The organism is Streptomyces sp. OZ13 (genome assembly GCF_052068155.1).
Lineage (GTDB): Bacteria > Actinomycetota > Actinomycetes > Streptomycetales > Streptomycetaceae > Streptomyces.
On sequence record NZ_JBQHCZ010000015.1, the window covers coordinates 34567 to 55994 of the forward strand.

At 72.2% G+C, this 21428-nt stretch carries 20 protein-coding genes; 7 read left to right on the forward strand and 13 right to left on the reverse strand.

Going from position 1 to position 21428, the window contains the following annotated elements; all coding sequences use genetic code 11:
- Window positions 1-82: 82 nt before the first annotated feature.
- Window positions 83-1249, forward strand: a complete 1167-nt coding sequence (locus ACTMTU_RS27725) for a PAS domain-containing protein (RefSeq protein WP_441266184.1) — start codon at window positions 83-85, stop codon at window positions 1247-1249.
- Here ACTMTU_RS27725 and ACTMTU_RS27730 read toward each other — a convergent pair.
- From ACTMTU_RS27730 to ACTMTU_RS27745, 4 genes are all read right to left on the reverse strand, one after another.
- Window positions 1230-2048, reverse strand: coding sequence for a SigB/SigF/SigG family RNA polymerase sigma factor (locus ACTMTU_RS27730; protein ID WP_441266185.1), 819 nt, complete (start codon window positions 2046-2048; stop codon window positions 1230-1232). The genes ACTMTU_RS27725 and ACTMTU_RS27730 overlap by 20 nt on opposite strands.
- A 163-nt stretch (window positions 2049-2211) precedes the next feature.
- Complete coding sequence (locus ACTMTU_RS27735) at window positions 2212-2964, reverse strand: metallophosphoesterase family protein (RefSeq protein ID WP_441266186.1); 753 nt, start codon at window positions 2962-2964, stop codon at window positions 2212-2214.
- Window positions 2961-3215: a BON domain-containing protein gene (locus ACTMTU_RS27740; protein ID WP_441266187.1), complete on the reverse strand. Its 255-nt coding sequence runs from the start codon at window positions 3213-3215 to the stop codon at window positions 2961-2963. The genes ACTMTU_RS27735 and ACTMTU_RS27740 overlap by 4 nt, the downstream gene beginning before the upstream one ends.
- Window positions 3202-3897 carry a nucleotidyltransferase family protein gene (locus ACTMTU_RS27745; protein WP_441266188.1) on the reverse strand — a complete coding sequence of 232 codons (696 nt, stop codon included), beginning with the start codon at window positions 3895-3897 and terminating at the stop codon, window positions 3202-3204. The genes ACTMTU_RS27740 and ACTMTU_RS27745 overlap by 14 nt, the downstream gene beginning before the upstream one ends.
- A gap of 339 nt (window positions 3898-4236) precedes the next feature.
- On the opposite strand from ACTMTU_RS27745, the gene ACTMTU_RS27750 reads away from it, so the two are divergent.
- Entirely contained in the window at window positions 4237-4635 is a 399-nt protein-coding gene (locus ACTMTU_RS27750; RefSeq protein WP_441266189.1) for an STAS domain-containing protein, read from the forward strand.
- A 13-nt stretch (window positions 4636-4648) separates the two neighbouring features.
- Window positions 4649-5101, forward strand: a complete 453-nt coding sequence (locus tag ACTMTU_RS27755) for an ATP-binding protein (protein WP_441266190.1) — start codon at window positions 4649-4651, stop codon at window positions 5099-5101.
- On the opposite strand, the gene ACTMTU_RS27760 is transcribed toward ACTMTU_RS27755, so the two are convergent.
- Window positions 5064-5987 (reverse strand): SigB/SigF/SigG family RNA polymerase sigma factor, encoded by a 924-nt coding sequence (locus ACTMTU_RS27760; RefSeq protein WP_441266191.1) that lies wholly within the window; start codon window positions 5985-5987, stop codon window positions 5064-5066. The genes ACTMTU_RS27755 and ACTMTU_RS27760 overlap by 38 nt on opposite strands.
- A gap of 128 nt (window positions 5988-6115) precedes the next feature.
- Between ACTMTU_RS27760 and ACTMTU_RS27765 the strand changes: the two genes are divergently transcribed.
- Both ACTMTU_RS27765 and ACTMTU_RS27770 read left to right on the forward strand, forming a co-directional pair.
- Entirely contained in the window at window positions 6116-6538 is a 423-nt protein-coding gene (locus tag ACTMTU_RS27765; RefSeq protein ID WP_441266192.1) for an ATP-binding protein, read from the forward strand.
- A 146-nt stretch (window positions 6539-6684) separates the two neighbouring features.
- Window positions 6685-9627 carry a HAMP domain-containing protein gene (locus ACTMTU_RS27770; protein ID WP_441266193.1) on the forward strand — a complete coding sequence of 981 codons (2943 nt, stop codon included), beginning with the start codon at window positions 6685-6687 and terminating at the stop codon, window positions 9625-9627.
- A gap of 73 nt (window positions 9628-9700) precedes the next feature.
- Here the strand turns inward: ACTMTU_RS27770 and ACTMTU_RS27775 are convergent, their stop codons facing one another.
- Window positions 9701-11995, reverse strand: coding sequence for a SpoIIE family protein phosphatase (locus tag ACTMTU_RS27775; protein WP_441266194.1), 2295 nt, complete (start codon window positions 11993-11995; stop codon window positions 9701-9703).
- A 290-nt stretch (window positions 11996-12285) separates the two neighbouring features.
- Here ACTMTU_RS27775 and ACTMTU_RS27780 point away from each other — a divergent pair, with 290 nt between their 5' ends.
- The gene (locus ACTMTU_RS27780) at window positions 12286-12609 is read left to right on the forward strand and encodes a plasmid stabilization protein (RefSeq protein ID WP_189472948.1); all 324 of its coding nucleotides are present in this window, start codon (window positions 12286-12288) and stop codon (window positions 12607-12609) included.
- A gap of 155 nt (window positions 12610-12764) precedes the next feature.
- Here the strand turns inward: ACTMTU_RS27780 and ACTMTU_RS27785 are convergent, their stop codons facing one another.
- Entirely contained in the window at window positions 12765-13442 is a 678-nt protein-coding gene (locus tag ACTMTU_RS27785) for an endonuclease (RefSeq protein WP_441266195.1), read from the reverse strand.
- Window positions 13439-14563 carry a baeRF2 domain-containing protein gene (locus ACTMTU_RS27790; RefSeq protein WP_441266196.1) on the reverse strand — a complete coding sequence of 375 codons (1125 nt, stop codon included), beginning with the start codon at window positions 14561-14563 and terminating at the stop codon, window positions 13439-13441. The genes ACTMTU_RS27785 and ACTMTU_RS27790 overlap by 4 nt, the downstream gene beginning before the upstream one ends.
- Window positions 14564-14663: 100 nt before the next feature.
- Here ACTMTU_RS27790 and ACTMTU_RS27795 point away from each other — a divergent pair, with 100 nt between their 5' ends.
- Window positions 14664-14909: a DUF6158 family protein gene (locus ACTMTU_RS27795; RefSeq protein WP_441266197.1), complete on the forward strand. Its 246-nt coding sequence runs from the start codon at window positions 14664-14666 to the stop codon at window positions 14907-14909.
- A gap of 140 nt (window positions 14910-15049) precedes the next feature.
- Here the strand turns inward: ACTMTU_RS27795 and ACTMTU_RS27800 are convergent, their stop codons facing one another.
- The 5 genes from ACTMTU_RS27800 to ACTMTU_RS27820 all read right to left on the reverse strand — a co-directional run bounded on the left by ACTMTU_RS27800 (window position 15050) and on the right by ACTMTU_RS27820 (window position 21397).
- Window positions 15050-15607, reverse strand: a complete 558-nt coding sequence (locus ACTMTU_RS27800) for a type 1 glutamine amidotransferase domain-containing protein (RefSeq protein ID WP_441266198.1) — start codon at window positions 15605-15607, stop codon at window positions 15050-15052.
- A gap of 2 nt (window positions 15608-15609) precedes the next feature.
- On the reverse strand, window positions 15610-16038 hold the full coding sequence (locus ACTMTU_RS27805) for a CBS domain-containing protein (protein WP_441266199.1): 429 nt from the start codon (window positions 16036-16038) through the stop codon (window positions 15610-15612).
- A 254-nt stretch (window positions 16039-16292) separates the two neighbouring features.
- Complete coding sequence (meaB, locus tag ACTMTU_RS27810) at window positions 16293-17294, reverse strand: methylmalonyl Co-A mutase-associated GTPase MeaB (RefSeq protein WP_441266200.1); 1002 nt, start codon at window positions 17292-17294, stop codon at window positions 16293-16295.
- Window positions 17295-17303: 9 nt separating this feature from the next.
- The gene (gene scpA / locus ACTMTU_RS27815; RefSeq protein ID WP_441266201.1) at window positions 17304-19514 is read right to left on the reverse strand and encodes a methylmalonyl-CoA mutase; all 2211 of its coding nucleotides are present in this window, start codon (window positions 19512-19514) and stop codon (window positions 17304-17306) included.
- The gene (locus ACTMTU_RS27820) at window positions 19514-21397 is read right to left on the reverse strand and encodes a methylmalonyl-CoA mutase family protein (protein WP_441266202.1); all 1884 of its coding nucleotides are present in this window, start codon (window positions 21395-21397) and stop codon (window positions 19514-19516) included. The genes scpA and ACTMTU_RS27820 overlap by 1 nt, the downstream gene beginning before the upstream one ends.
- Between the last annotated feature and the right edge of the window lie 31 nt (window positions 21398-21428).

Genomic DNA, 21428 nt, shown 5'->3' on the forward strand with positions numbered 1-21428 from the left:
CCCTCGCACCACAAACCCGGCGCCTCATGCCGAACTCCTGGTCGTCGCATTGCGCCGCCGCTCGGTCGGATAACTTTCTCCCATGGCGCAGAGCGATGAGTTCGGCGACGACCTCGAGGATTTCGTCCGCCGGGTGGGTGAGCTGCGAGCCGCGCGGGGGCTGCCGCCGGACGAGCAGCAGAACCTTCTGGACGCGGCCCTGTTCGAACTCCAGCACGTTTCGGAGACCCTGTGGCCCAAGTACGAACGCCTGGCGGCACAGGGCCCGGCCCGGGCGTCGGCGGACCGCACCGAGCTCCAGCTGCTCCGGGCCCTCTTCCAGCGGCTGCCGCTGCCCGTGGCCCTCATCGGGGGTGACACGGTCGTCCGCCGGATGAACCTCGCCGCCACGGACCTCACCGGCGTGCGGGCCGGCTTCGCCGCCGGCCGGCCGCTGTCCGGACTGCTGCGGCCCGGCGACCGCGGCGCCCTGCGCACGCAGGCGGCCGCCGTCGCCAGGGGAGAGGGGCCGCGCAGTCTGCGCATACATCTCCAGCAGCGTCCGGAAGAGACGTTGCGGGCCACGCTCACCGCCCTGCGCCCGCCGAACGAGCCGCACCCCGCCGTGCTCATGGTCCTGCAGTCCGACAGGGCCGACGACCGGCGGGAAAGCGGCCCGGCAGGCCCGCCGGGGACCAGGCTGCGCCGCGCCACCGCCCCCGACCTCGCGGAAGCCGCTGCCCACGCGGCCCAGATGGACCTCCTGGACGGTATGACCACCGCCCTGCTGCGCGCCCCCGCCGGCGAACCGGAAGCCGCACTCGGCGCGGGTGCGACGGTCCTCGCCGCCCACGGCGCGGACTGGGCCGTCGCCGACCTCGTCACCGGCGCCGGTCTGCGGCGTATCGCCGTACAGGGCCCGGCCGGCGACGAGGCGGCCGCGCTGGCGGCACGGATAGCGGCGCAGGACCCGGCCGGCTGTCCGATCGTCGTCGACTGCGCCGGCGAGGGCTCCTCGCTGCTCCAGGTGCGCCCGGAGGACCTCGACTGCTTCGGCCGTGACGCCGACGGGGATTCCGTCCTCGTCCAGGCCGACGTGACGTCCCTGCTGTGCGTGCCCGTCCAGGAACGCGGTGAGGGAGGGGGCAGGGTCCTCGGGGTGCTGTCGCTGTTCCGCAGCGGAGGCACGCCCGCGTTCTCGATGGCGCACGCCCGGACCGTCGACGTCGTCTCGCGGCATGTCGCGCTGGCTATGCGGCGCGCCGCATGACGTCCTCGTGCACGGTCTCGTCCCGCATGACCTCGTTGCGCAGCTGGTCGCAGCTCCGGCTGATCAGCCGGGACACGTGCATCTGGGAGATGCCCAGCGTCTGGGCGATGCTGCTCTGGGTCATGTCGCGGAAGAAGCGCATGTACAGGATGTTCTGTTCACGCTCGGGCAGCTTGCGCAGTCCCGGCTTCACCGCCTCCCGGTCCACGAGCACGTCGATGGCCGGATCGGCCGACCCCAGCGTGTCGCTGAGCGAGTAGCCGTCGTCGGCGCCCGGGAGTTCCGCGTCGAGGGACAGCGCCGTGAAGCTCTCCAGAGCCTCCAGGCCGACCAGCGCGTCCTCCTCGGACACGCCGGCGCGTTCGGCGATCTCCGCGACCGTCGGGGCGCGCCCCGAGACGGTCTGCACCAGGTCCTGGCGGGCGAACCGGACCCGGTTGCGCAGGTCCTGGACGCGGCGCGGCACGTGCAGGGCCCACATGTGGTCGCGGAAGTGCCGCTTCACCTCGCCCACGACGGTGGGCACCGCGAAGCTCTCGAACGCGCCGCGTGAGGGGTCGTACCGGTCGACCGCCTTGACCAGGCCGAGAGCGGCGACCTGCTGGAGGTCCTCGATGGACTCGCCGCGGTTGCGGAACCGGCCGGCGATCCGTTCGGCCATCGGCAGCCAGGCGGACACGATCTCCTGGCGTACCTCCTGCCGCTCGGGCCCGTCCTCGAGTTCCGCCAGCCTGCGGAAGGCGGCCGCTGTGTCGGGGGCGTCGGAGTGAGAGTGCTTGGTGTGAGCGAACGTGGGCATGATGTCGCGACTCCCTGGGATGTGGGGGCTGCTATGCCGGAAAATCGAGTCACCCGGGGACACGGACAGGGGCTTGACGCACCCGGAGCATCCGCTCCCACGGGGCGTGCCTCCTGTCCGAAGCACAACACGCACCTGCCCGGGCGTGTGCCGCCAAAACCTCTCAGCCGACGGCCGGAACGTCGATCCGCGCGTCGACGGGGAGGTGGTACACGGCGAAGGCGTGGCCGATGACGGGCTGCGCGACATTGCGGACCTTGACACCGCCGGCGGTCATCCCGTGCTCCGTGCCCATGTGGGCGTGGCCGTGCACCGCCAGGTCCGCCTCCGCCTCGTCGACCGCCTCCGCGAGGAGATACGTGCCCAGGAACGGATAGATCTCCAGGGGCTCCCCGGCAAGCGTGTCGGGGACCGGTGAGAAGTGCGTGAGGGCGATGAGGACCTCGCAGCCCTGTTCCCGCAGATCGAGCAGGGAGCGAGCCAGATCGGCCGCGCACCGGCGGCTGTAGCGCACGAAGGACCTCATCTCCGGCTCGCCGAACTCACCCGCGCTGCGGCCCGCGAAGCCGCCCCCGAAGCCTTTCGTACCGGCGATGCCGACCTTCGTGCCGCCGACGTCGAGCACGGTGCTCTCGCCTTCGAGGACGGTCGCGCCGGCGTGCTCCAGCACGGCCGTCACCTCGTCCTGAAGGTCGCTGTGGTAGTCGTGGTTCCCGAGCACGGCGACGACCGGTACGGGCAGCCCCCTGATCTCGTCGGCCACCACCCGCGCCTCCTCGACGGTGCCGTGGCGGGTCAGGTCGCCCGCCAGCAGCAGCATGTCGGCACAGTCGCCGAGCGTCTCCCAGGCGGGGCGCAGCAGCCCCCGGCTGTCGGACGCCAGATGGATGTCCCCCACGGCAGCAACACGGATCACTCGAGCTCCTCGGGCCGTTCGGGGGCCGTGGCGCCGGCGACCGAGAGGTCGGCCCGCACCGGCAGCCCGCCGAGTTCGGTCTCTGCGATACGCAGGATCTCGCTCCTGCACGCGGCCGTGGACACGGTGCCCCACAGGTGCACGTATTCGCCGCGCATGTCGATCTGCACGCCCAGTTCCGAGATCTCCTCGTCCGCGAGACGCTCACGCAGACGCGCGATCCGGTACTCGGAAGCCTCAGGTTCCTTCATGAGGCACCTCCCGGGGCGGGATGACGTCCAGCCGCTCCAGCAGATACAGGAACGCGTCCGGCATCGGCGAGGAGGAGTGTTCGCGGCGCAGCCGGTCCCAGTCGACCCGCTCGCGCAGCGCCCGGGCGATCGGCAGCAGCGCGCCGAAGTCGCAGTGGTGCTCCGACAGCGCCGTGAGTCGGCTCTCCAGCAGGTCGGACGGGGCGAGCACCGGCATGTGCACCGAGTCGACCGGCAGGATCTCCGCCCGGTCGAGCATCTCCTTGGTGACGGGGCGGTGGGCCAGCTCGAAGATCAGGTCGATCTGCTCGCCGCCCGCTCTGGCCTTCACCAGCCAGTCCTCCGGCGGGGAGACGACCTGGATCCCCCCTTCGACGAGGGTCCGGACGACGCCTTCCGCGTCCTCCCTGCGGAGGCAGAAGTCGGAGTCGTGCTGCAGCCGGATGGGCACTCCGTGCGCGTAGGCCGCGACGCTGCCCACCAGGGCGAAGGGGTACCCCGACGCCTTGAGCAGTGCGCCCACCTGCTTCGTGGCCTGGAGGATCGCCTGGGTGTGGTCCTGCGGCAGTTCGTCCGGGGCGCTCGCGGCCGGTTGGACGGCGGCGACCGCGTCGAGCGCTCCGCCGGGCCCGGAGGCTCGGGGCAGAGTTCCCGGCCGGGCCGTGTCCTGGGGGTGGTTCATCGCCGGTTCTCCGTCCTGGGTCCGTCTCGGAGGTAGTTGGCTTGTCTTCCCGCTGCTCCCGCTGTCCGCAGACGTCGTGAGGACACGACAGGTACCCCATCGACGGCAATTGATCCGTCCCCTGCCGGTCCCTGTCCGCTTGGTGGTCCGGCGGACAGGGACCCTGCGCCCCACCCCGGCCCCTCTCGCGCCGGTCTTCGAGAGGCGGCTTTCCCGAAGGCGGCGGGACGGCGGTGTGGCGCCGCCCGTGGCGGGTACCCGCACGATCGCGGGTGGCCGCTGCCAAGCAATGCGGCAACAGTCGGAATGCCGGTACGAGTGTCGAGGAGGCTGGGGCCCATGGTCTCGCGAGCCACCAGGCCGCCGGGGGAGGAATCCGCCGCCGGAGGTGAGCGGTTCGGCGTCGTCGCCGCACGGCGGGGCGACACCGTCGTCCTCTCCCTGAGCGGTGAGCTCGACCACGACACGGCCGATCCCCTGCGGGAGGCCGTGGAAGAGCATCTGCGCAAGGGCGCCAAGCGGATCCTCGTCGACTGCGCCGGCCTCGACTTCTGCGACTCCACCGGGCTGAACGTCCTGCTCCACGGGCGACTGGCCGCCCAGGAGACGGACGCACGGGTGGAACTCGCGGGCCTGCGCCCCCCTGTGGCGCGCATGTTCGAGATCACGGGGGCGCATGCGGTGTTCCGGGTGCACGCCGGCGTGGACGAAGCGCTGGCCGACGAGCCGTCGACCTGACGGAGGAGGCCTGATGACCACGGGCCCCGGAGGGCACGGACAGACCCGCCGACTGGCGCTGTTCGGCACGAAAGGGGTCGTCGGCCGGTGTCGTGACTTCACCGAGCAGGCGCTCGCCGACTGGGGATGGACGGCGGCCGGCCCCGAAGGACCCAGCGACGTCGTGGAGGACGTACTGCTGCTGGTGTCCGAGCTGGTGACGAACGCCTGTCTGCACGCGGGTGGACCCGAGGAGCTGGTGCTCAGCAGTTCCGCCGGGTGGCTGCGGGTCGAGGTGGCCGACGCCGACCCGCGCAGCCCCCGGCGCAAGGTGCAGAACGACCTCTCCCGGCCGGGCGGCCACGGGCTGCTCATCATGGAGCGGCTGGCGCACAGCTGGGGCTCGGAGCCCCGCGGCACGGGCAAGGTCGTCTGGCTGGAGGTGCGGCTCAGTCCCGCCCGGGGACAGCGGACGAGTCGTCCATGATCCCGGCCCGCAGCTTCTCGAGGATGCGCGCCAGCAGCCGCGACACATGCATCTGGGAGATGCCCAGGCGCTCGCCGATCTCCGACTGCGTCAGCTCCTCGCGGAAGCGCAGCGAAAGGATCAGTCTGTCGCGCTCGTCCAGCATGGCGATGAGGGGCTTGAGCGCCTCGAGGGAATCGATGATGTCGAAGGCGGGGTCGTCGATGCCGAGGCGCCTGGTGACGGTGTTCGACACGTCCTCGTCGTTCACCGTGGCGTCGAGGGACTGCGCCGTGTAGCCGTTGGACGCCCGCTCCCCCTCCAGCACCTCCTCCTCGCTGACGTGGAGGTACGCGGCCAGCTCGGCGGTGGTGGGCCTGCGTCCCAGCCGCTGCTCGAGGACGTCGAGCGCCTTGGCGAGATCGATGCGCAGCTCCTGGAGCCGGCGCGGCACCCGCACCGACCAGCTGGAGTCCCGGAAGAACCGTTTGATCTCACCGATCACGGTCGGGAGTGCGAACGAGGCGAACTCGACCTCTCGGTCCAGGTCGAAGCGGTTGATCGCCTTGATCAGACCGATCGTCCCGACCTGGATGATGTCCTCCATCGGTTCGGCCCTGTTGGCGAACCGGAGCGCCGCGAACTTGACGAGGCTCAGATTGAGTTCCACCAGCGTGTTGCGGACGTACGAGTACTCCGGGGTGCCCTCTTCGAGATCCGTGAGCCGGGCGAACAGCGTGGTCGACAGCGCGCGGGCGTCCATGGGACTGACGGCCCGCGGGTCGGGGATCTCGGGGAGGCCGTCGGGAACGGCGTGCCGGTCCGTGGCGAGGATCGGCTCCGGGCCGCCGGCTGATCGGAGGGGTCCACTGCGGACGGACTGCCGGGTATGGGTCGAGCTGGACATCGAGGCTCCTTCGACGGGGCGGAGGCCGGCGCTGTCGGGTGCAGCGGGACCGTCGGGCGAGCTCTTTATCTACTGATGATTCCCCTTTGAGGTGCTTTGAAGCAATCGCTCTGGGGCACGCGATTCGTATGGAACGGGCGCCTGAGCAGCAGATCTCCGCCAGCCGCCGCTTCCCCCTCGACGGCGGGCAGGGCGTCGTGGGCCGGTGCCGTGATCTGACACGCGAGGCCCTGGACGACTGGTTCGCTCCGTCCGGCGCCGACGGACGGGTCCGGGCCCAGGACGCACTGCTGCTCGTCTCGGAGGTGGTCACCAACGCGTGCACGCACGGTGGCGCTCCGTACGAGCTGAGGATCGACCGCGGCCCCGGCCGGATCCGGGTCCAGGTCAGCGACACGGGCAGAGCCCGGCCGCAGCCCCGTGGCCCGCACCACCCGGCCCGGGCCTCCGGACACGGTCTGTATCTGCTCGACCGCCTGTCCGACGAGTGGGGATGGGCGCCCCACGGGACGGGCAAGGCCGTCTGGTTCGTCGTCACGGTCCCCGAGTAGACCCTCCGCCCGCCCTCGTGCCGTGCCGCCCGCCGCCGGAGTGTCGTGACAGTGCCCGCGTGCCACAGTGGAGGAGGCCGTGGACGACGCCGCTTCCGCGGTGTCCGGCCCACGGCGCCGCACGTCACGACAGCGCGAGGTCTGCGATGGACGCGTCCAGCAGTACGCCCGAGCCTCTACGGGTCCGGCCTCCCGCGGAACTGAGCGAGGAGGGCCTCACCAAGCTGCTGGCGGGGCTCACCGCCGTGCGCGACGGTGACCTCTCCGTCCGCCTGCCCTACGACTCCGGCCTGCTCGGCGAGATCGCCGCCATCTACAACGGCATGGTGGGCCGGCTCTCCCTCGTCACCTCCGAGGTGACGAGGGTCGCCCGGGAGGTCGGCGGACAGGGCCTGCTCGGCGGGCAGGCCAGGGAGCCGCAGGTCAAAGGCGTTTGGTGGGAACTCACCTCCAGCGTCAACACCATGGCGGACAACCTCACCTCCCAGGTCCGCTCCATCGCGCAGGTCGCCACCGCCGTGGCCCGCGGCGACCTCACGCAGAAGATCAAGGTCGACGCGCGGGGCGAGATCCTGGAACTCAAGGAGACCATCAACACGATGGTCGACCGGCTCTCCTCGTTCGCCGAGGAGGTCTCCAGGGTCGCCCGCGAGGTCGGGACCGACGGCAACCTCGGCGGCCAGGCCACCGTTCGCGGCGTCTCCGGCACCTGGAAGGACCTCACCGACAACGTCAACTCGATGGCGAACAACCTCACCAACCAGGTCCGCAACATCGCCCAGGTCACCACCGCGGTCGCCCGCGGCGACCTGACCAGAAGGATCGACGTCGACGCGCGGGGCGAGATCCTCGAGCTCAAGACCACCATCAACACCATGGTCGACCAGCTCTCCTCCTTCGCGGCCGAGGTCACCAGGGTGGCCCGTGAGGTCGGCAGCGAAGGACGGCTCGGCGGGCAGGCGGAGGTCGAGGGCGTCTCCGGGACATGGAAGCGGCTCACGGAGAACGTCAACGAACTCGCCGGGAACCTGACCCGGCAGGTGCGCGCCATCGCCGAGGTCACCAGCGCGGTCGCCGAGGGGGACCTCACCCGCTCCATCACCGTCGAGGCGCCCGGCGAGGTCGGCGACCTCAAGGACAACATCAACGCCATGGTGGAGTCGCTGCGGGCGACGATCCGCGCCAACGAGGAGCAGGACTGGCTCAAGACCAACCTCGCCCGGATCTCCGGCCTCATGCAGGGCACCAGGAGCCTGACCAGGGTGGCCGAACTGATCATGGACGAGGTGCCGCCCCTGGTCCGCGCCCAGTACGGCGGATTCTTCCTCGCGGAGGAGGGCGAGGAGGGGACCGAACTCGTCATGATCGCCGCGTACGGGGCACAGGACGGCCCGGCCGGCCGGGGCCGCCGGATCCGGCTCGGCCAGTCCCTGGTCGGGCAGGCCGCCCGCAGCAGGCGCACGATCGAGGTGCACGACCTGCCGCCCGGCTACGCGACGGTCTTCTCCGGCACCGGCAGGACGGACCCGAGCCACCTCGTCGTGCTGCCCGTCGTCCTCGAGGACCAGCTGCTGGGCGTCGTCGAACTCGCCGCCGTACGGCCCCTGACCGGTGTCCACCGCGACTTCCTCGACCGGTTCATCGAGTCGGTCGGCGTCAACGTCAGCTCGCTGATCGCCAACACCCGCACCGACGAGCTGCTCGACAGGTCCCAGCGGCTGACCGCGGAACTCAGCAACCGCTCCAAGGAACTCCAGGCCCGCCAGGAGGAGTTGCAGCGCTCCAACGCCGAACTCAAGGAGAAGGCGGCGCTGCTCGCCGACCGCAACCGGGACATCGAACGCAAGAACCTGGAGATCGAACAGGCCCGTCAGGAGCTGGAGGCCCGCGCACAGCAGCTGTCCCGGACCTCGATGTACAAGTCCGAGTTCCTGGCCAACATGAGCCACGAACTGCGTACACCGCTCAACAGCCTGCTGATCCTGGCGCAGTTGCTCGCACAGAACATCGAGGGCAATCTCACCGAGAAGCAGGTGGACTACGCCGAGGTCATCCACTCCGCGGGCTCCGACCTGCTCCAGCTGATCAACGACATCCTCGACCTGTCCAAGGTCGAGGCCGGCAAGATGCCCGTCCACCCCGCGGCCTTCCCCCTCGCCGGGCTCATGGAGCACGTCGAGGCCACGTTCCGGCCCATGGCGACCGAGCGCGAGCTCACCTTCGAGGCCGTGGCGGAGCCGGACGCGCCGCAGTGGCTGACCACCGACGAGGCGCGGCTCCGCCAGGTGCTGCGCAACCTGCTGTCGAACGCGCTGAAGTTCACCGACCAGGGGCGGGTCGAGCTGCGGGTCGCCGTCGCCGGCGAGGAGGAGGTGCCCTCCTCGCTGCGGGACTCCGGGCCCGTCGTCGCCTTCCGTGTCCTCGACACCGGCATCGGCATCCCCGCCGACCGGCTGGAGAGCATGTTCGGCGCCTTCCAGCAGGGCGACGGCACCACCTCCCGCCACTACGGCGGCACCGGGCTCGGCCTGTCGATCAGCAGGGAGGTCGCCCGGCTGCTGGGCGGCACCATCGAGGCGCAGAGCACCCTCGGACGCGGCAGCTGCTTCACCCTGTACCTGCCGGTCCACCGGCGCGGCTCCACCCAGGCCGAGACCGGTGAGGCGAACGGCGCACCCGGCGCCGCCGGCACCGGGCCCGTCGCGCCGGTGAGGGGCCGTACGGTCCTGGTGGTCGACGACGACACGCGCAACGTCTTCGCGCTCACCGAACTGCTCGCACGCGAAGGCGTGCACATCATCACGGCCGACAACGGCAGGACCGGCATCGAGCTGGTGAGGACCCGTCATGACATCGGGCTCGTCGTGATGGACGTGATGATGGCGGGGACCGACGGTTACTCCGCCATGGAGGCGATCAGGAGACTGCCGCACGCCGCCGATGTGCCGATCATCGTCGTCACCGCGAAGGCGATGGCGGGCGACCGGGCGGAGGCGCTGGCCGCGGGAGCGGACGACTACGTGTCCAAACCGGTCGACACCGACCAGCTCGTGGCCAAGATCCGCCCCTGGCTGGAACAGGGCCGCTGAAGATCCGGCCGTGGCCGGAACAGTGCCGCTGCCGGGCCGCCCCGCCGGTGCTCCGGGTCCCCGCGGCGGGACCTCAGCCGACGCGCACGGCGATCAGGCTGGTGTCGTCGTCCGTGTCGCCGGTCGCGTCCCGCAGCAGCCGGTCCACCTGCTCGTCGACCTGACAGTTCGTGAGCTTCTCGGCGGTGCGGCGCAGTGCCGCCAGGCCCTCGTCGAGGCCGTCGTGGCGGCGCTCGATGAGCCCGTCGGTGAAGAGCAGCAGTGTGTCGCCCCGGCGCAGCTGCGTCGTCGCCTCCCGGTAGACGGGCGCGGGCGTCGCGCCGAGCAGGATGTCCCGCGGGGGATCCAGCAGCCGCGCCGTGCCGTGACGCAGCAGCAGGATCGGCAGATGACCGGCGCTCGCCCAGCGCAGCGTCCGGTCGCCCGGGTCGTACAGCGCGCACAGCGCCGTGGCCGTGGGATGCCCCGCGGTGTGCAGGGTGACCTCGTTCAGCCAGGCCATCAGCCGGGAGGGGGAGTGGCCGGTGAAGGCCAGGCCGCGCAGCGCGTTGCGCAGGGCCACCATGCCGGTGGCCGAGTCGATGCCGTGGCCCGCGATGTCACCCACCGCCATCAGCACCTTCCCGTCGGGCAGCGGCAGGATGTCGTACCAGTCGCCGCCGACCCGGTACTCCTGCGCCGCGGGACGGTAGCGGGCCGCCACGCTCAGCCCCGGCAGCTTCATCAGCGACGGCATCTCGGGGACGATCGCCTGCTGGAGCTGGAGCACCAGCCGGTGCCGCAGCGTCGCCTGCGCCCGCAGGGCCGTGAGCTGGTCGAACGTCGCCGTCAGCGCGACCTCCGTGTGGTACTCGGCCGAGATGTCCTGATAGACGCCGGTGATCCCGCACAGGTCCGCCCCGTCCAGCAACGGCTCGGCGGCGATGCGGACATGACGCAGCCCGCCGTCGTGGCGGACGACGCGGACGACTGCCGCGGCGCCCTTGCGCCGCCCGACCAGATCGGTGAGGAGCTCGCGCAGTTCCCCGGCGTCGTCCGGGTGCACACGCGGTTCCAGCTCGGTCAGCGGGACCGGCGCGGAGCCGAAGGGCATCCCGAAGATCGCGTACGTCTGCTCCGTCCAGGTCGACCGGCCCGAGCCGAAGTCGTCCTCGAAGAGCGCCAGGCCCTGCAGCCTCCCGACGGCCCGTCCGCCCGCCGTGCGGTGGTCGCTCCGGGTGTGCCACAGCACGACGGTGCGGCCTTCGCCCGCCGGCAGCACCCGTACGTCCACCAGGGGCGCGCCGGTGCCGGACCTGTGTTCGGCGGGCAGCCGCGCGGCCCGCTGGGGGGTGCTCGCGAGCCGGGCCCGGCGGGACATGGCCTCGAGATCGACATGGAGCAGCGGGAACGCGGCCTCCACCGGCCGGCCCACCGCCCGGTGCGAGCCGCCCAGCGCCTCGCCGGCCGGACCGTTGACGTGCTCGACGAGCAGGGCACCTGTCCGGGGGGCATGTCTCAGGGTCATCGCCGGATGGGCCAGCGCGTCCAGCAGGTCGTCCAGTACGGGCTGCTCGGGCGGCCTCACCTCCTCGGCCGCCAGCACCCGCGCGGCGACCTCGACCAGGCCGGTGAGCGCGCCGCGCAGGGAGTCGTCCAGGTCGGCGGCGGCGGGCCAGACGGCGAGCGCCAGTCCCACGGTCCTGCCCCGCAACCGGAGCGGGAACAGCGCTCGGGCCGCGCGGTCCGAGGGGCCGGGCAGCGTCTCTCCCGGCGGCGGACCCGTCGGCAGCCACACGGGCGTTCCGTCCGCGAGGGCGGCGCGGACCGGTGCGGGAGCCGCCGGGGGGATCCACTGCCACTGCGACGCCTCGAGAGCGCTCACCCCCGCGTGACCCGCGAGCCGAAGGCACCCGGACCCGGTCAGCCGCCACAGCCACAGCGCCTCCGCACCGAGCGGCCGCAGTCCGCCCTCCAGCAACGTGGCCGCGCCCTTGGACACGGTGGCGGCGGCCTCGGCGGTCGTGACCACCTGGCGCAGCCGACGTGCCTCGGCGTGCGGCGGAAGGCCTTCGCCCTGTGCGTCGCCGGGGGCGGCGGCCGTCGGCCCGGGCGCGGTGACGGCGATACTTCCGGCCACGCCGTTCACGATGTCCGCGGCGATGTCCTCGCGGCTCAGCGAGGCGGACTCGGCGAGGCGGGCGAGGTGCTCCGTGGCCTCCGACGGCGCCATGCGCAGCTGGGCGGCGAGGATCCCGGTGGCCAGATCGGTCAGGTGACGCCGGGACAGTTCCTCACGGAGTGCGGCGTTCTCCTCGCCGAGGCGGTGGACGAACGACGCCCGGTCGCTGCGCCCGCCGCCCGCGGGTCCTTCGGCAGGCAGGACCACGACCACTCCCATCTCGAGCAGTCACTGCGACCAGACCAGCGGGTGATCGCGCCCGGTCAGGATTTTACGCGCGCCCGTCGGGCCCGGCAGAAGTCGTCCGGCCGCCCTCGCGGCGGGCTCCGTCAGACGCCTGGCCGGCCGCCGGAATGTCCCTCGGAGCGCGGGGTTCACGCAGTACCCGATCGGCCGCGCCCGAAGTCGCGGCGATTGCGGCCCATCCGGGCGCGGCGCACGGTGGAGGGGTTGGTTCCCCGTCCCCGGTATCAAGATCCGGTCGCTGAGGAGTGGTCATGCCACGCGGTTCGAGTTCCAAGAGGGAACGACAGTACGAGCACATCAAGGAGGGGGCCGAGGAACGCGGAGCGAGCGAGAAGCGCGCCAAGGAGATGGCCGCGCGCACGGTCAACAAGGAGCGTGCCCGTTCCGGCGAGTCAAAGAGCGCGAGCAAGACCTCCACGCAGGACATGTCGTCCTCGCGGCGCGGCGGCAAGCGCTCGCAGAGCGGCTCGGAAGGCCCCACGTACGACCAGCTGTACGCGGAGGCGCAGCGCCGCAACGTGCACGGTCGCTCATCCATGAACAAGGACGAGCTCAAGCGGTCACTGGGCAAGTGACAGGCCGGACATGCGGATGCCGGACGCTACGGGAGGCCGCGGCGTCCGGCATCCGCATGCCCGCCCGCTACGCCGGTTCACCGCGATCCGGCCGGCCCACCGCCGTCGGCCGTTCACGACCCGCCCTTTCCGTCGGCCCGATGACCCGGCGCCTCTCAGGCGGCCGCGTGTTCCTTCACCGAACCGGCGAGTTCCTTGTCGAGCGCGGCCCGTACCAGCCCTGCCGCGAGGTGCGCCGCGTCGGTGTCGTCCGCAAGCTTCAGCAGCGTCGCCGGGTCGTCGGCGACCCCGAGCCGGCGGGCGCCCTGCAGAGCCTTCTCGTCCAGCAGCGGCCCGGCCTCCGGCCACACCGCCTGCACCTCCCGCAGGAAGATGTCCGCGCCCGCCGGACCGATGCCGGGAACCTCCCGCAGGAGGCGGCGCAGTTCGTCGACGTCGCCGTCGGCCTGCGTCCGCATCCGCCGCAGATCGCCGCCGTACCGCTCGATCAGCAGCTCCGCCCCGTCGCCCAGCTGTGTCGCCGTGCGCTCGTCGTAACGGCGGTAGCCACCGCGGCCGAGGGCGTCGACGCGTTCCTGCCACGACGCCTTCTTCATCGCTTCGGGGCTGCGCATGCCCGCGTCGCTCAGTTCACGGGCCGCCGCGACCGCAACGGAGGCCCGGATCCGCGCACTCAGCAGGTGGGCGAGGACCAGCAGGCGGTAGAGCGGCTGCGGCGTGTCCCGCAGCTTGATACCGGCCTCCTCCGCGTACGTGCGCCCGTGGTCCTCGAGGAGCGTGTGCAGCACGGCGCGCTGATGCTTGTCCCTGCCGCCGCTCCCTCGGGTGCTCATCGCCGTTCTCCCTCCTCGTACGGCCAGCGCAGCAGCGCCCCCAGTCCGCCCACCGGCACGTCGTGGGAGCCGTCGGCGGGGACGCTCTGCACCTCCGCGCCGGTCACCACGGCCGAGCGCAGCAGCGCGTCGTCGGCGCGGGCCGCGGAGGGCCGGGTCTCGCCCAGGTACTGCGTCTCCGTGCGGCGTACGGCCAGCTGGTCGGGCTCGTTGCCGACCCATACCTCGCGCTGCGTGTCGGCACCGTCCGGCCTCACGAACAGCTCGGCTATCCGGTGCTCCCGGGCGGCATCCACCAGGTCGGGGACGGTCTGCGCGACCGAGTCGTGGGCGGCGCGGAACCGGTCGAGCTCCTTCTCGGCGGTGCGCAGGGCGAGCTCGTGCAGGGCGCTCTCGATGTCCTTGTCGAGCAACCGGGTGGCCGCGCCCTCCGCCCGGCCGCCGTGCTCGGTCTCCACGGCGATCGGCCGCAGCTGCGGGGGCAGCTTGTCGTGGACCGCCCTGCGCTCACGCGCCCCGCCGGCGAGCACGATCAGGTCCGCCTTGACCTCCTGCTCGCGGGCGGCGATCGCGGCCGCGATCTCGCCGGCGTTGTGCTCCCAGGTGTTCTCGACGCTCCGCTGGAAGTGCCACTCCGACCAGTCGTCACGGCCCGTCCGGTGCACCGGCCAGTCCCAGCCCTCGGCATGGCCGGCGGGGCGGGCGGCGACGGGGGTACGCACCTCCAGGTCCGCCCCCAGCCGGTCGATGTACGCGACCAGGCACACCGGTTCCCGGGCGCCGAGGTCGAGCAGCGGCGACACGTGCGGCAGGGCGGACCACCGTACGTCCGCGGAAACGGACGGCGGCGTGGCGAGCGGCGGATCGAGGACCACCTCACCGGCGGTCGCGAACACGGCGCGCCCCGGCCCGTGCGTCGGCCCCGGCCGCGACATCAGGGCGTCGTACACGGCGCGCCAGGTCGCCTCGTCGGCCCCTTGCCGTGCAAGGGAGTCGCACACATCGCGGGCCTGCAGCTCACGCCGCCTCGTGGTCGATTCGTTCTCCCATCCGGTGTCGAGATGAACGCTGGCCCATGGACCTGGACGCTCGTAGAGAGGGGTGAGAAACGACAGCTGCATGACTTCCTCCCTCGGAGGCCGGGTATCGCGTCACCAGCGGGTACCCGCAAGGTCAACCCACACACGCCACGACCAGCACGACTCGGAAGGGACGGTTGCCGTGAACGAGAGCGAGCACGGGCACAGGGGCGTCGACCCGGCGGACCTCAGCGAACAGGACCTGCTGCGGGAACTCGAGACCATCCACCGCAGCCGCCACGACACACTCCTCTACGCTTCGGCCGCCGCCCTGGAAGCGCACAATGTGCGGATGGCGGACCTGGAGGCCGAGTATCTGCGGCGCCACCCCGACCGGCCGGTGGCCGCGGGCCGTACCCGTTCGGGGGCCCGGGAGAGGACGCAGTGAGCGTCCAGCGACACGGACGTCCGGGACACGGAGCAGGCCCCCGGCGCACGGGGGCCTGCTCCGTGTCCGAGGCTGCCCGGGCCCGGGCAGCCTCGAGCGTGTGAACGCGCCGGGCGCGTCCACACGTGGTGTCCGGCGGCTCAGCGGCTCGCGCCGACGCCGGAAGCCTTCGCGAACTCGGTGGTGAACGCGTCGCAGAACGCCTCGAGGTCACCCGGCTTGCGGCTGGTGATCAGCGTGCCCGGGGCCGCCTCGCAGACGCGCACCTGCTCGTCCACCCACTCGCCGCCCGCGTTGCGGATGTCGGTACGCAGACTGGGCCACGAGGTGAGACTGCGGCCGCGGACCACGTCCGCCTCGATCAGCGTCCACGGCGCGTGGCAGATCGCTGCGACAGGCTTGCCCGCCTCGAAGAACGCCTTGACGAACGCCACGGCGTCGGCGTCCATACGCAGCGCGTCGGGATTGGCCACACCACCGGGCAGCACCAGCGCGCCGAACTCGTCGACCGACGCGTCCGCCACCACCTGGTCGACGGGGAAGGTGTCCGCCTTGTCGAGGTGGTTGAACGCCTGCACCCGGCCGGAACGCGTCGACACCAGCTGCGGTTTGTCGCCGGAGTCCGAGACGGCCTGCCACGGCTCCGTGAGTTCGACCTGTTCCACTCCTTCAGGGGCCGTCAGAAACGCGATCAGCATGATCAGCTCCTTTCGTTGTTGCTCTCCGCGACGCTGATCTCCGCCAGCGCGGAGTGCGGGTCCTGGGCGGCGGCGAGGTCTCCGAGGCTCACCACGCCGAGCGGGCGGCCGTCCTCCACGACCGGCAGCCGGCGCACCGCGTGGGTGCGCATCAGCCGTACCGCGGAGCCCACGGAATCGTCGGGGGCCACGCACACCGGATCGGGGGTGCACGCGGAGGAGGCGCTGACGCCTGCCGGATCCGCGCCCTCGGCGACCGAACGGAGGGTGATGTCCCGGTCGGTGAGCATCCCGACCACCTCGTCGCCGTCGGCGACCAGCACGTCGCCGATGTCCAGGTCCCGCATCAGTCGCGCCGCCTCGACGAGTGAGGCGTCCGGCCGCACCGCCGCCACCCCGGCCGTCATGACTTCTCTTACGAGCTCTGCCATCGCTGTTCGCCTTCCATTCGTCCCTCACCAGCCCGTTCGGGGCGGCTGCCGGGGCCGGGTACCCCGCTCCACCGGCACCGACACAGGAAGGGGACCGGGCGGGCGCGGCAGTTTCGGGACGGTCAGGTTTGGACCCGCGGAGGGCGGGGACCCGAAGATCGGCCGAGCGGCCATGGGATGGGAGAACGGGCCGGGTGCGCGGATCGGCGGAACCGCGCACCCGGCCCCGCCATGCGCCCCGAGGCCTGCCCCCGCTACGGCTGCCGCGGCTCCGGCTGCGCGAAGGCTTCGAGGATGCGTTCCGCGGCGAGCGTGGCGGTCAGCCGCCCGTCGCGGACCTGCTCCTCGAGACCGGCCGTCAGCTCCCGCACTCCCTGGTGCCTGTGCAGCCGCTCCAGCAAGGTGTCGTGGACCATCGCCCACGTCCAGCCGATCTGCTGCTCGCGGCGCTTGGCGTCGAGAGCGCCGGTCGAGCCCAGGATCGTACGGTGCTGCTCCAGGCGCTCCCACACCGCTTCCAGCCCGGTGCCCTCCCGGGCGCTGCACGACAGCACGGGCGGGGTCCACGCGGCGTCGGCGGGGTTCATCAGGCGCAGGGCCCCGGCGAGTTCGCGGGCCGCGGAGCGGGCGTCGCGCTCGTGCGGACCGTCGGCCTTGTTGACGGCGATCACGTCGGCCAGTTCCAGCACGCCCTTCTTGATGCCCTGCAACTGGTCACCGGTGCGGGCGAGGCTGAGCAGCAGGAACGAGTCGACCATGTCCGCCACGGCGGTCTCCGACTGGCCGACGCCCACCGTCTCCACCAGGACGACGTCGTAGCCGGCGGCCTCCATCACGACCATCGTCTCCCGCGTCGCCTTGGCCACCCCGCCCAGCGTCCCTGAGCTGGGGGAGGGGCGTACGAACGCGGCCGGGTCCACCGCCAGGCGTTCCATCCGGGTCTTGTCGCCCAGGATCGAGCCGCCGGTGCGGGTGGACGACGGGTCGACGGCGAGCACCGCGACGCGGTGTCCGAGGCCCGTGAGCATCGAGCCGAGCGCGTCGATGAAGGTGGACTTGCCGACGCCGGGCACCCCGCTGATACCCACCCGCCTGGCCGCCCCGGCGAACGGCAGCAGCTCGGTCAGCAGCCGCTGCGCGAGCGCCCGGTGGTCGGGGCGGGTCGACTCCACCAGCGTGACGGCGCGGGCGATGTACGCCCGCGAGCCGTCCCGCACGCCCTTCACATAGGCGTCGATGTCGATCTTCGGTGGCATGGGCAGGCCCTACGACAAGGCGTGGCCGAGCGAACCGGCCAGGGTCCGCACCAGGTCCCGCGCGGCGTCGGGGATCACCGTTCCCGGCGGGAACACCGCCGCGGCGCCGGCCTCGTGCAGCGCGGGGACGTCCTGCGGCGGGATCACACCGCCGACGACGATCATGATGTCCTCGCGGCCCTCCGCCGCCAGCTGCTCGCGCAGCGCCGGCACCAGCGTCAGGTGCCCGGCCGCCAGGGACGAGACGCCGACGATGTGGACGTCCGCCTCGACCGCCTGCCGGGCGACCTCGGCCGGCGTCTGGAACAACGGGCCGACGTCCACGTCGAAGCCCAGGTCGGCGAACGCGGTCGCGATCACCTTCTGGCCGCGGTCGTGCCCGTCCTGGCCCATCTTGGCGACCAGGATGCGCGGCCGCCGGCCCTCCGCCTGCTCGAACTCCCCGACCAGGGCACGGGTCGCGTCCACCGCGGGCGACATGCCTGCCTCGTTCCTGTACACACCCGAGATCGTACGGATCTGGCCGGAGTGCCTGCCGTACACCTTCTCCAGGGCGTCGGAGATCTCCCCGACGGTCGCCATCGCACGGGCGGCGTCCACCGCCAGCGCCAGCAGATTGCCCTCGAGGCCGCCGCCCTTGACGTGGCCGGCCGACGCGGCCGCGGTCAGGGCCCGCAGCGCGTCCTGGCAGGCGGCCTCGTCACGCTCGGCGCGCAGCCGCCGCAGCTTCTCGATCTGCTGGGCCCGCACCTGGGAGTTGTCGACCTTGAGCACGTCGATCTGCTCGTCGGACTCCACCCGGTACTTGTTCACCCCGATCACCGGCTGGCGCCCGGAGTCGATACGCGCCTGGGTGCGCGCCGCGGCCTCCTCGATGCGGAGCTTGGGGATGCCGGCGTCGATGGCCTTCGCCATGCCGCCCGCGGCCTCGACCTCCTCGATGTGCCGCCAGGCGCGCCGGGCCAGGTCGTGCGTCAGCTTCTCGACGTACGCGCTGCCGCCCCACGGGTCGATGACCCGGCAGGTGCCCGACTCCTGCTGGAGCAGCAGTTGGGTGTTGCGGGCGATGCGCGCGGAGAAGTCGGTCGGCAGGGCCAGCGCCTCGTCGAGGGCGTTGGTGTGCAGCGACTGGGTGTGCCCCTGCGTCGCGGCCATCGCCTCGACACAGGTGCGGGTGACGTTGTTGAAGACGTCCTGGGCCGTCAGCGACCAGCCGGAGGTCTGCGAATGGGTACGCAGCGACAGCGACTTGGGGTTCTGCGGGTCGAAGCCCTTCACCAGCTTCGCCCACAGCAGCCGTGCCGCCCGCAGCTTCGCGACCTCCATGAAGAAGTTCATGCCGATCGCCCAGAAGAACGACAGCCGCGGCGCGAACGCGTCCACGTCCATGCCCGCCCCGATACCGGCCCGCAGGTACTCCATGCCGTCGGCGAGCGTGTACGCGAGCTCCAGGTCGGCCGTGGCCCCGGCCTCCTGGATGTGGTAGCCCGAGATGGAGATCGAGTTGTAGCGCGGCATCTTCTGCGCCGTGTACGCGAAGATGTCGGAGATGATCCGCATCGACGGGCCGGGCGGATAGATGTAGGTGTTGCGGACCATGAACTCCTTGAGGATGTCGTTCTGGATGGTCCCCGCGAGCATCGAAGCCGGTACGCCCTGCTCCTCCGCCGCCACGATGTACAACGCGAGGACGGGCAGCACCGCGCCGTTCATCGTCATCGACACGCTCATGCGGTCCAGCGGAATGCCGTCGAACAACTGCCGCATGTCGTAGATCGAGTCGATCGCCACACCGGCCATGCCGACGTCGCCGGTGACCCGCGGGTGGTCGCTGTCGTACCCGCGGTGCGTCGGCAGGTCGAACGCGACGGACAGGCCCTTCTGTCCCGCCGCGAGATTGCGCCGGTAGAAGGCGTTCGACTCCTCGGCGGTGGAGAACCCGGCATACTGTCGGATCGTCCAGGGCTGGTTGACGTACATCGTCGGGTACGGGCCGCGCAGATACGGCGCCACACCCGGATACGTACCGAGGAAGTCGACGCCGGCCAGGTCCGCGTCCGTGTACAGCGGTTTCACCGGAATGCCTTCCGGCGTCTCCCACACCAGCTCACCGGCCTCCTTGCCGGTTGCGGCCTCGAGCGCCGCGCGCCACTGCTTCTCGTCGGCCGTGCCCGCGGTGGCGGGACCCAGCTCGATTCCCGTGAAGTCCGGGATGCCCATCACGCCACTCCGATCCGGTCGAGGGTTCCGGTCAGCACGGCGACCGCGTCGCCGCCCGCGACGACGAACTCGTCGACCCCGGCCCTCTCGTACGTCTCACGCTGTTCGCCGGGCCGCCCGGCGAGGGACACCCGCAGAGCGCCGGCCGCCTTCAGGGCCGTAGCGACCGCCGCCGCCTGCTCCGCGTAGAGCGCGTCGCTGGAGCAGATGCACGCGACCTGCGCGCCGCTCGCCGTGAAGGCCGCCGCGGCCGAGGTCGCGTCGACACTCACCGGGTCGTGCACCGTTTCGATGCCGCCGGCCTGGAAGAGGTTGGCCGCGAAACCGGCCCGCGCGGTGTGCGCGGACGCCGGGCCGAGCGCCGCGACGAACACCCTGGGCCGGGCGCCGGTCGCCGCCAGATGCGCGTCGGAACGGGCCCGCAGCTCCTCGAACGCCTCGTCGCGGCGGACCACCGGCAGGCCACCCGACGGCCGCCGCGGAGCCGGGTCGCGTTCGACCGCCGGCTCACCGAGCAGCGGGAACTCGCTGACGCCGGTGACCGGTTCACGGCGGGTGTCGAGCCTCCTGCGCCGGCTCTCCCACGTCGCGCCGAGGCGCTCGGCGACGAGTCCGCCGCGCAGCGCGGCGGCCTGGCCGCCGGCGCGTTCGATCTCCTGGAACCACGCCCAGGCCGCCCGGGCGAGCTCGTCAGTCAGCCGCTCCACGTACCAGGAGCCGCCTGCCGGGTCGACGACCCGGCCGAGGTGCGACTCCTCCAGCAGGATCGAGGACGTGTTGCGCGCGATGCGGCGCGCGAACGCGTCCGGCAGGCCCAGCGCGTGGTCGAAGGGGAGCACGGTCACGGCGTCGGCGCCGCCCGCGCCGGCCGCCAGCGAGGCGACCGTCGTGCGCAGCATGTTCACCCACGGGTCCCGCCGCGTCATCATCACCGCGGAGGTCACGGCGTGCTGGCGCTGGGCGGCGCCGCCGCCGGTCACTCCGCACACCTCGGCGACGCGGGCCCACAGCCGGCGGGCCGCCCGCAGTTTGGCGATCGTCAGGAACTGGTCCGCGGTGGCCGCGTACCGGAACTCCAGCTGCCCGCAGGCCGCTTCGGCGTCCAGCCCGGCGGCGGTCAGGTCACGCAGCCAGGAGACACCGGTGGCCAGCGAGCAGCCCAGCTCCTGGGCGGCACTGGCGCCGGCCTCGTGGTACGGAAGGGCGTCGACGCTCACCGCGCGCAGATTCGGATACGTGGTGCTGCAGAGCGCGGCGAGTTCGGCGGCGACGGCGGTCCGCTCCTCGATGTCCGCGTGGCGGCCCGTGCGCGCGGCGTGGCCCAGCGGGTCCGCGCCGAGGCTGCCGAGCGCCGACTCCGGGGCCGTCGCCCGCTTGTCGTACAGGCCGAGGAGTTCGCGTGCCGCGGCCTCGAAGTCGCCGCCCGCGTCCAGCACCACGGGAGCCAGGTCCAGATGGACGCCCTCCAGGGCCGTGGCCAGACCGTCGACGGGCACGCCCGTGTCGCCGACGGCCAGCCACACGGAGGCCGCGCCGTTCTCCAGGTCGGCGAGGATCGCCTCGTTGGTCCGGGCCGGGTCCGGCCGCTCGTGACGCTGGCGTACGTCCCAGCCCGCGACCGAACCGCCCTCCGGAGTGGCGCCGCGGGTGAAGGGGGCGAAACCGGGGAAACCGGCCGAGTCGGCACCGCCGGCGGACGTGTAGAGAGGACGGGTGGTGATCCCGTCCTCCAGCGCCGTGGACAGTGCGTCCTCTGCCGCCGCGCCCGCCGCGTCCTTGCCTGCCTTGCGCAGTACGCCTTCGACCAGGCGCTGCCACTGCTCATGGGTCGCATCCGGAAACTCGGCGGCCAGTGAGAACCCGTCATCGGGGAGGACCGTCATGCCCCGGATGTTAGGTCAGTACCCACAGTCA

Coding starts and splice junctions, on each gene's coding strand:
- ACTMTU_RS27725 (WP_441266184.1), top strand. CDS start 83: ATGGCGCAGAGCGATGAGTTCGGCGACGACCTCGAGGATTTCGTCCGC.
- ACTMTU_RS27750 (WP_441266189.1), top strand. CDS start 4,237: ATGGTCTCGCGAGCCACCAGGCCGCCGGGGGAGGAATCCGCCGCCGGA.
- ACTMTU_RS27730 (WP_441266185.1), bottom strand. CDS start 2,048: ATGCCCACGTTCGCTCACACCAAGCACTCTCACTCCGACGCCCCCGAC.
- ACTMTU_RS27765 (WP_441266192.1), top strand. CDS start 6,116: ATGGAACGGGCGCCTGAGCAGCAGATCTCCGCCAGCCGCCGCTTCCCC.
- meaB (WP_441266200.1), bottom strand. CDS start 17,294: ATGCCACCGAAGATCGACATCGACGCCTATGTGAAGGGCGTGCGGGAC.
- ACTMTU_RS27740 (WP_441266187.1), bottom strand. CDS start 3,215: ATGAAGGAACCTGAGGCTTCCGAGTACCGGATCGCGCGTCTGCGTGAG.
- ACTMTU_RS27800 (WP_441266198.1), bottom strand. CDS start 15,607: ATGCTGATCGCGTTTCTGACGGCCCCTGAAGGAGTGGAACAGGTCGAA.
- ACTMTU_RS27780 (WP_189472948.1), top strand. CDS start 12,286: ATGCCACGCGGTTCGAGTTCCAAGAGGGAACGACAGTACGAGCACATC.
- ACTMTU_RS27785 (WP_441266195.1), bottom strand. CDS start 13,442: ATGAGCACCCGAGGGAGCGGCGGCAGGGACAAGCATCAGCGCGCCGTG.
- ACTMTU_RS27790 (WP_441266196.1), bottom strand. CDS start 14,563: ATGCAGCTGTCGTTTCTCACCCCTCTCTACGAGCGTCCAGGTCCATGG.
- ACTMTU_RS27755 (WP_441266190.1), top strand. CDS start 4,649: ATGACCACGGGCCCCGGAGGGCACGGACAGACCCGCCGACTGGCGCTG.
- ACTMTU_RS27760 (WP_441266191.1), bottom strand. CDS start 5,987: ATGTCCAGCTCGACCCATACCCGGCAGTCCGTCCGCAGTGGACCCCTC.
- scpA (WP_441266201.1), bottom strand. CDS start 19,514: ATGGGCATCCCGGACTTCACGGGAATCGAGCTGGGTCCCGCCACCGCG.
- ACTMTU_RS27820 (WP_441266202.1), bottom strand. CDS start 21,397: ATGACGGTCCTCCCCGATGACGGGTTCTCACTGGCCGCCGAGTTTCCG.
- ACTMTU_RS27805 (WP_441266199.1), bottom strand. CDS start 16,038: ATGGCAGAGCTCGTAAGAGAAGTCATGACGGCCGGGGTGGCGGCGGTG.
- ACTMTU_RS27745 (WP_441266188.1), bottom strand. CDS start 3,897: ATGAACCACCCCCAGGACACGGCCCGGCCGGGAACTCTGCCCCGAGCC.
- ACTMTU_RS27770 (WP_441266193.1), top strand. CDS start 6,685: ATGGACGCGTCCAGCAGTACGCCCGAGCCTCTACGGGTCCGGCCTCCC.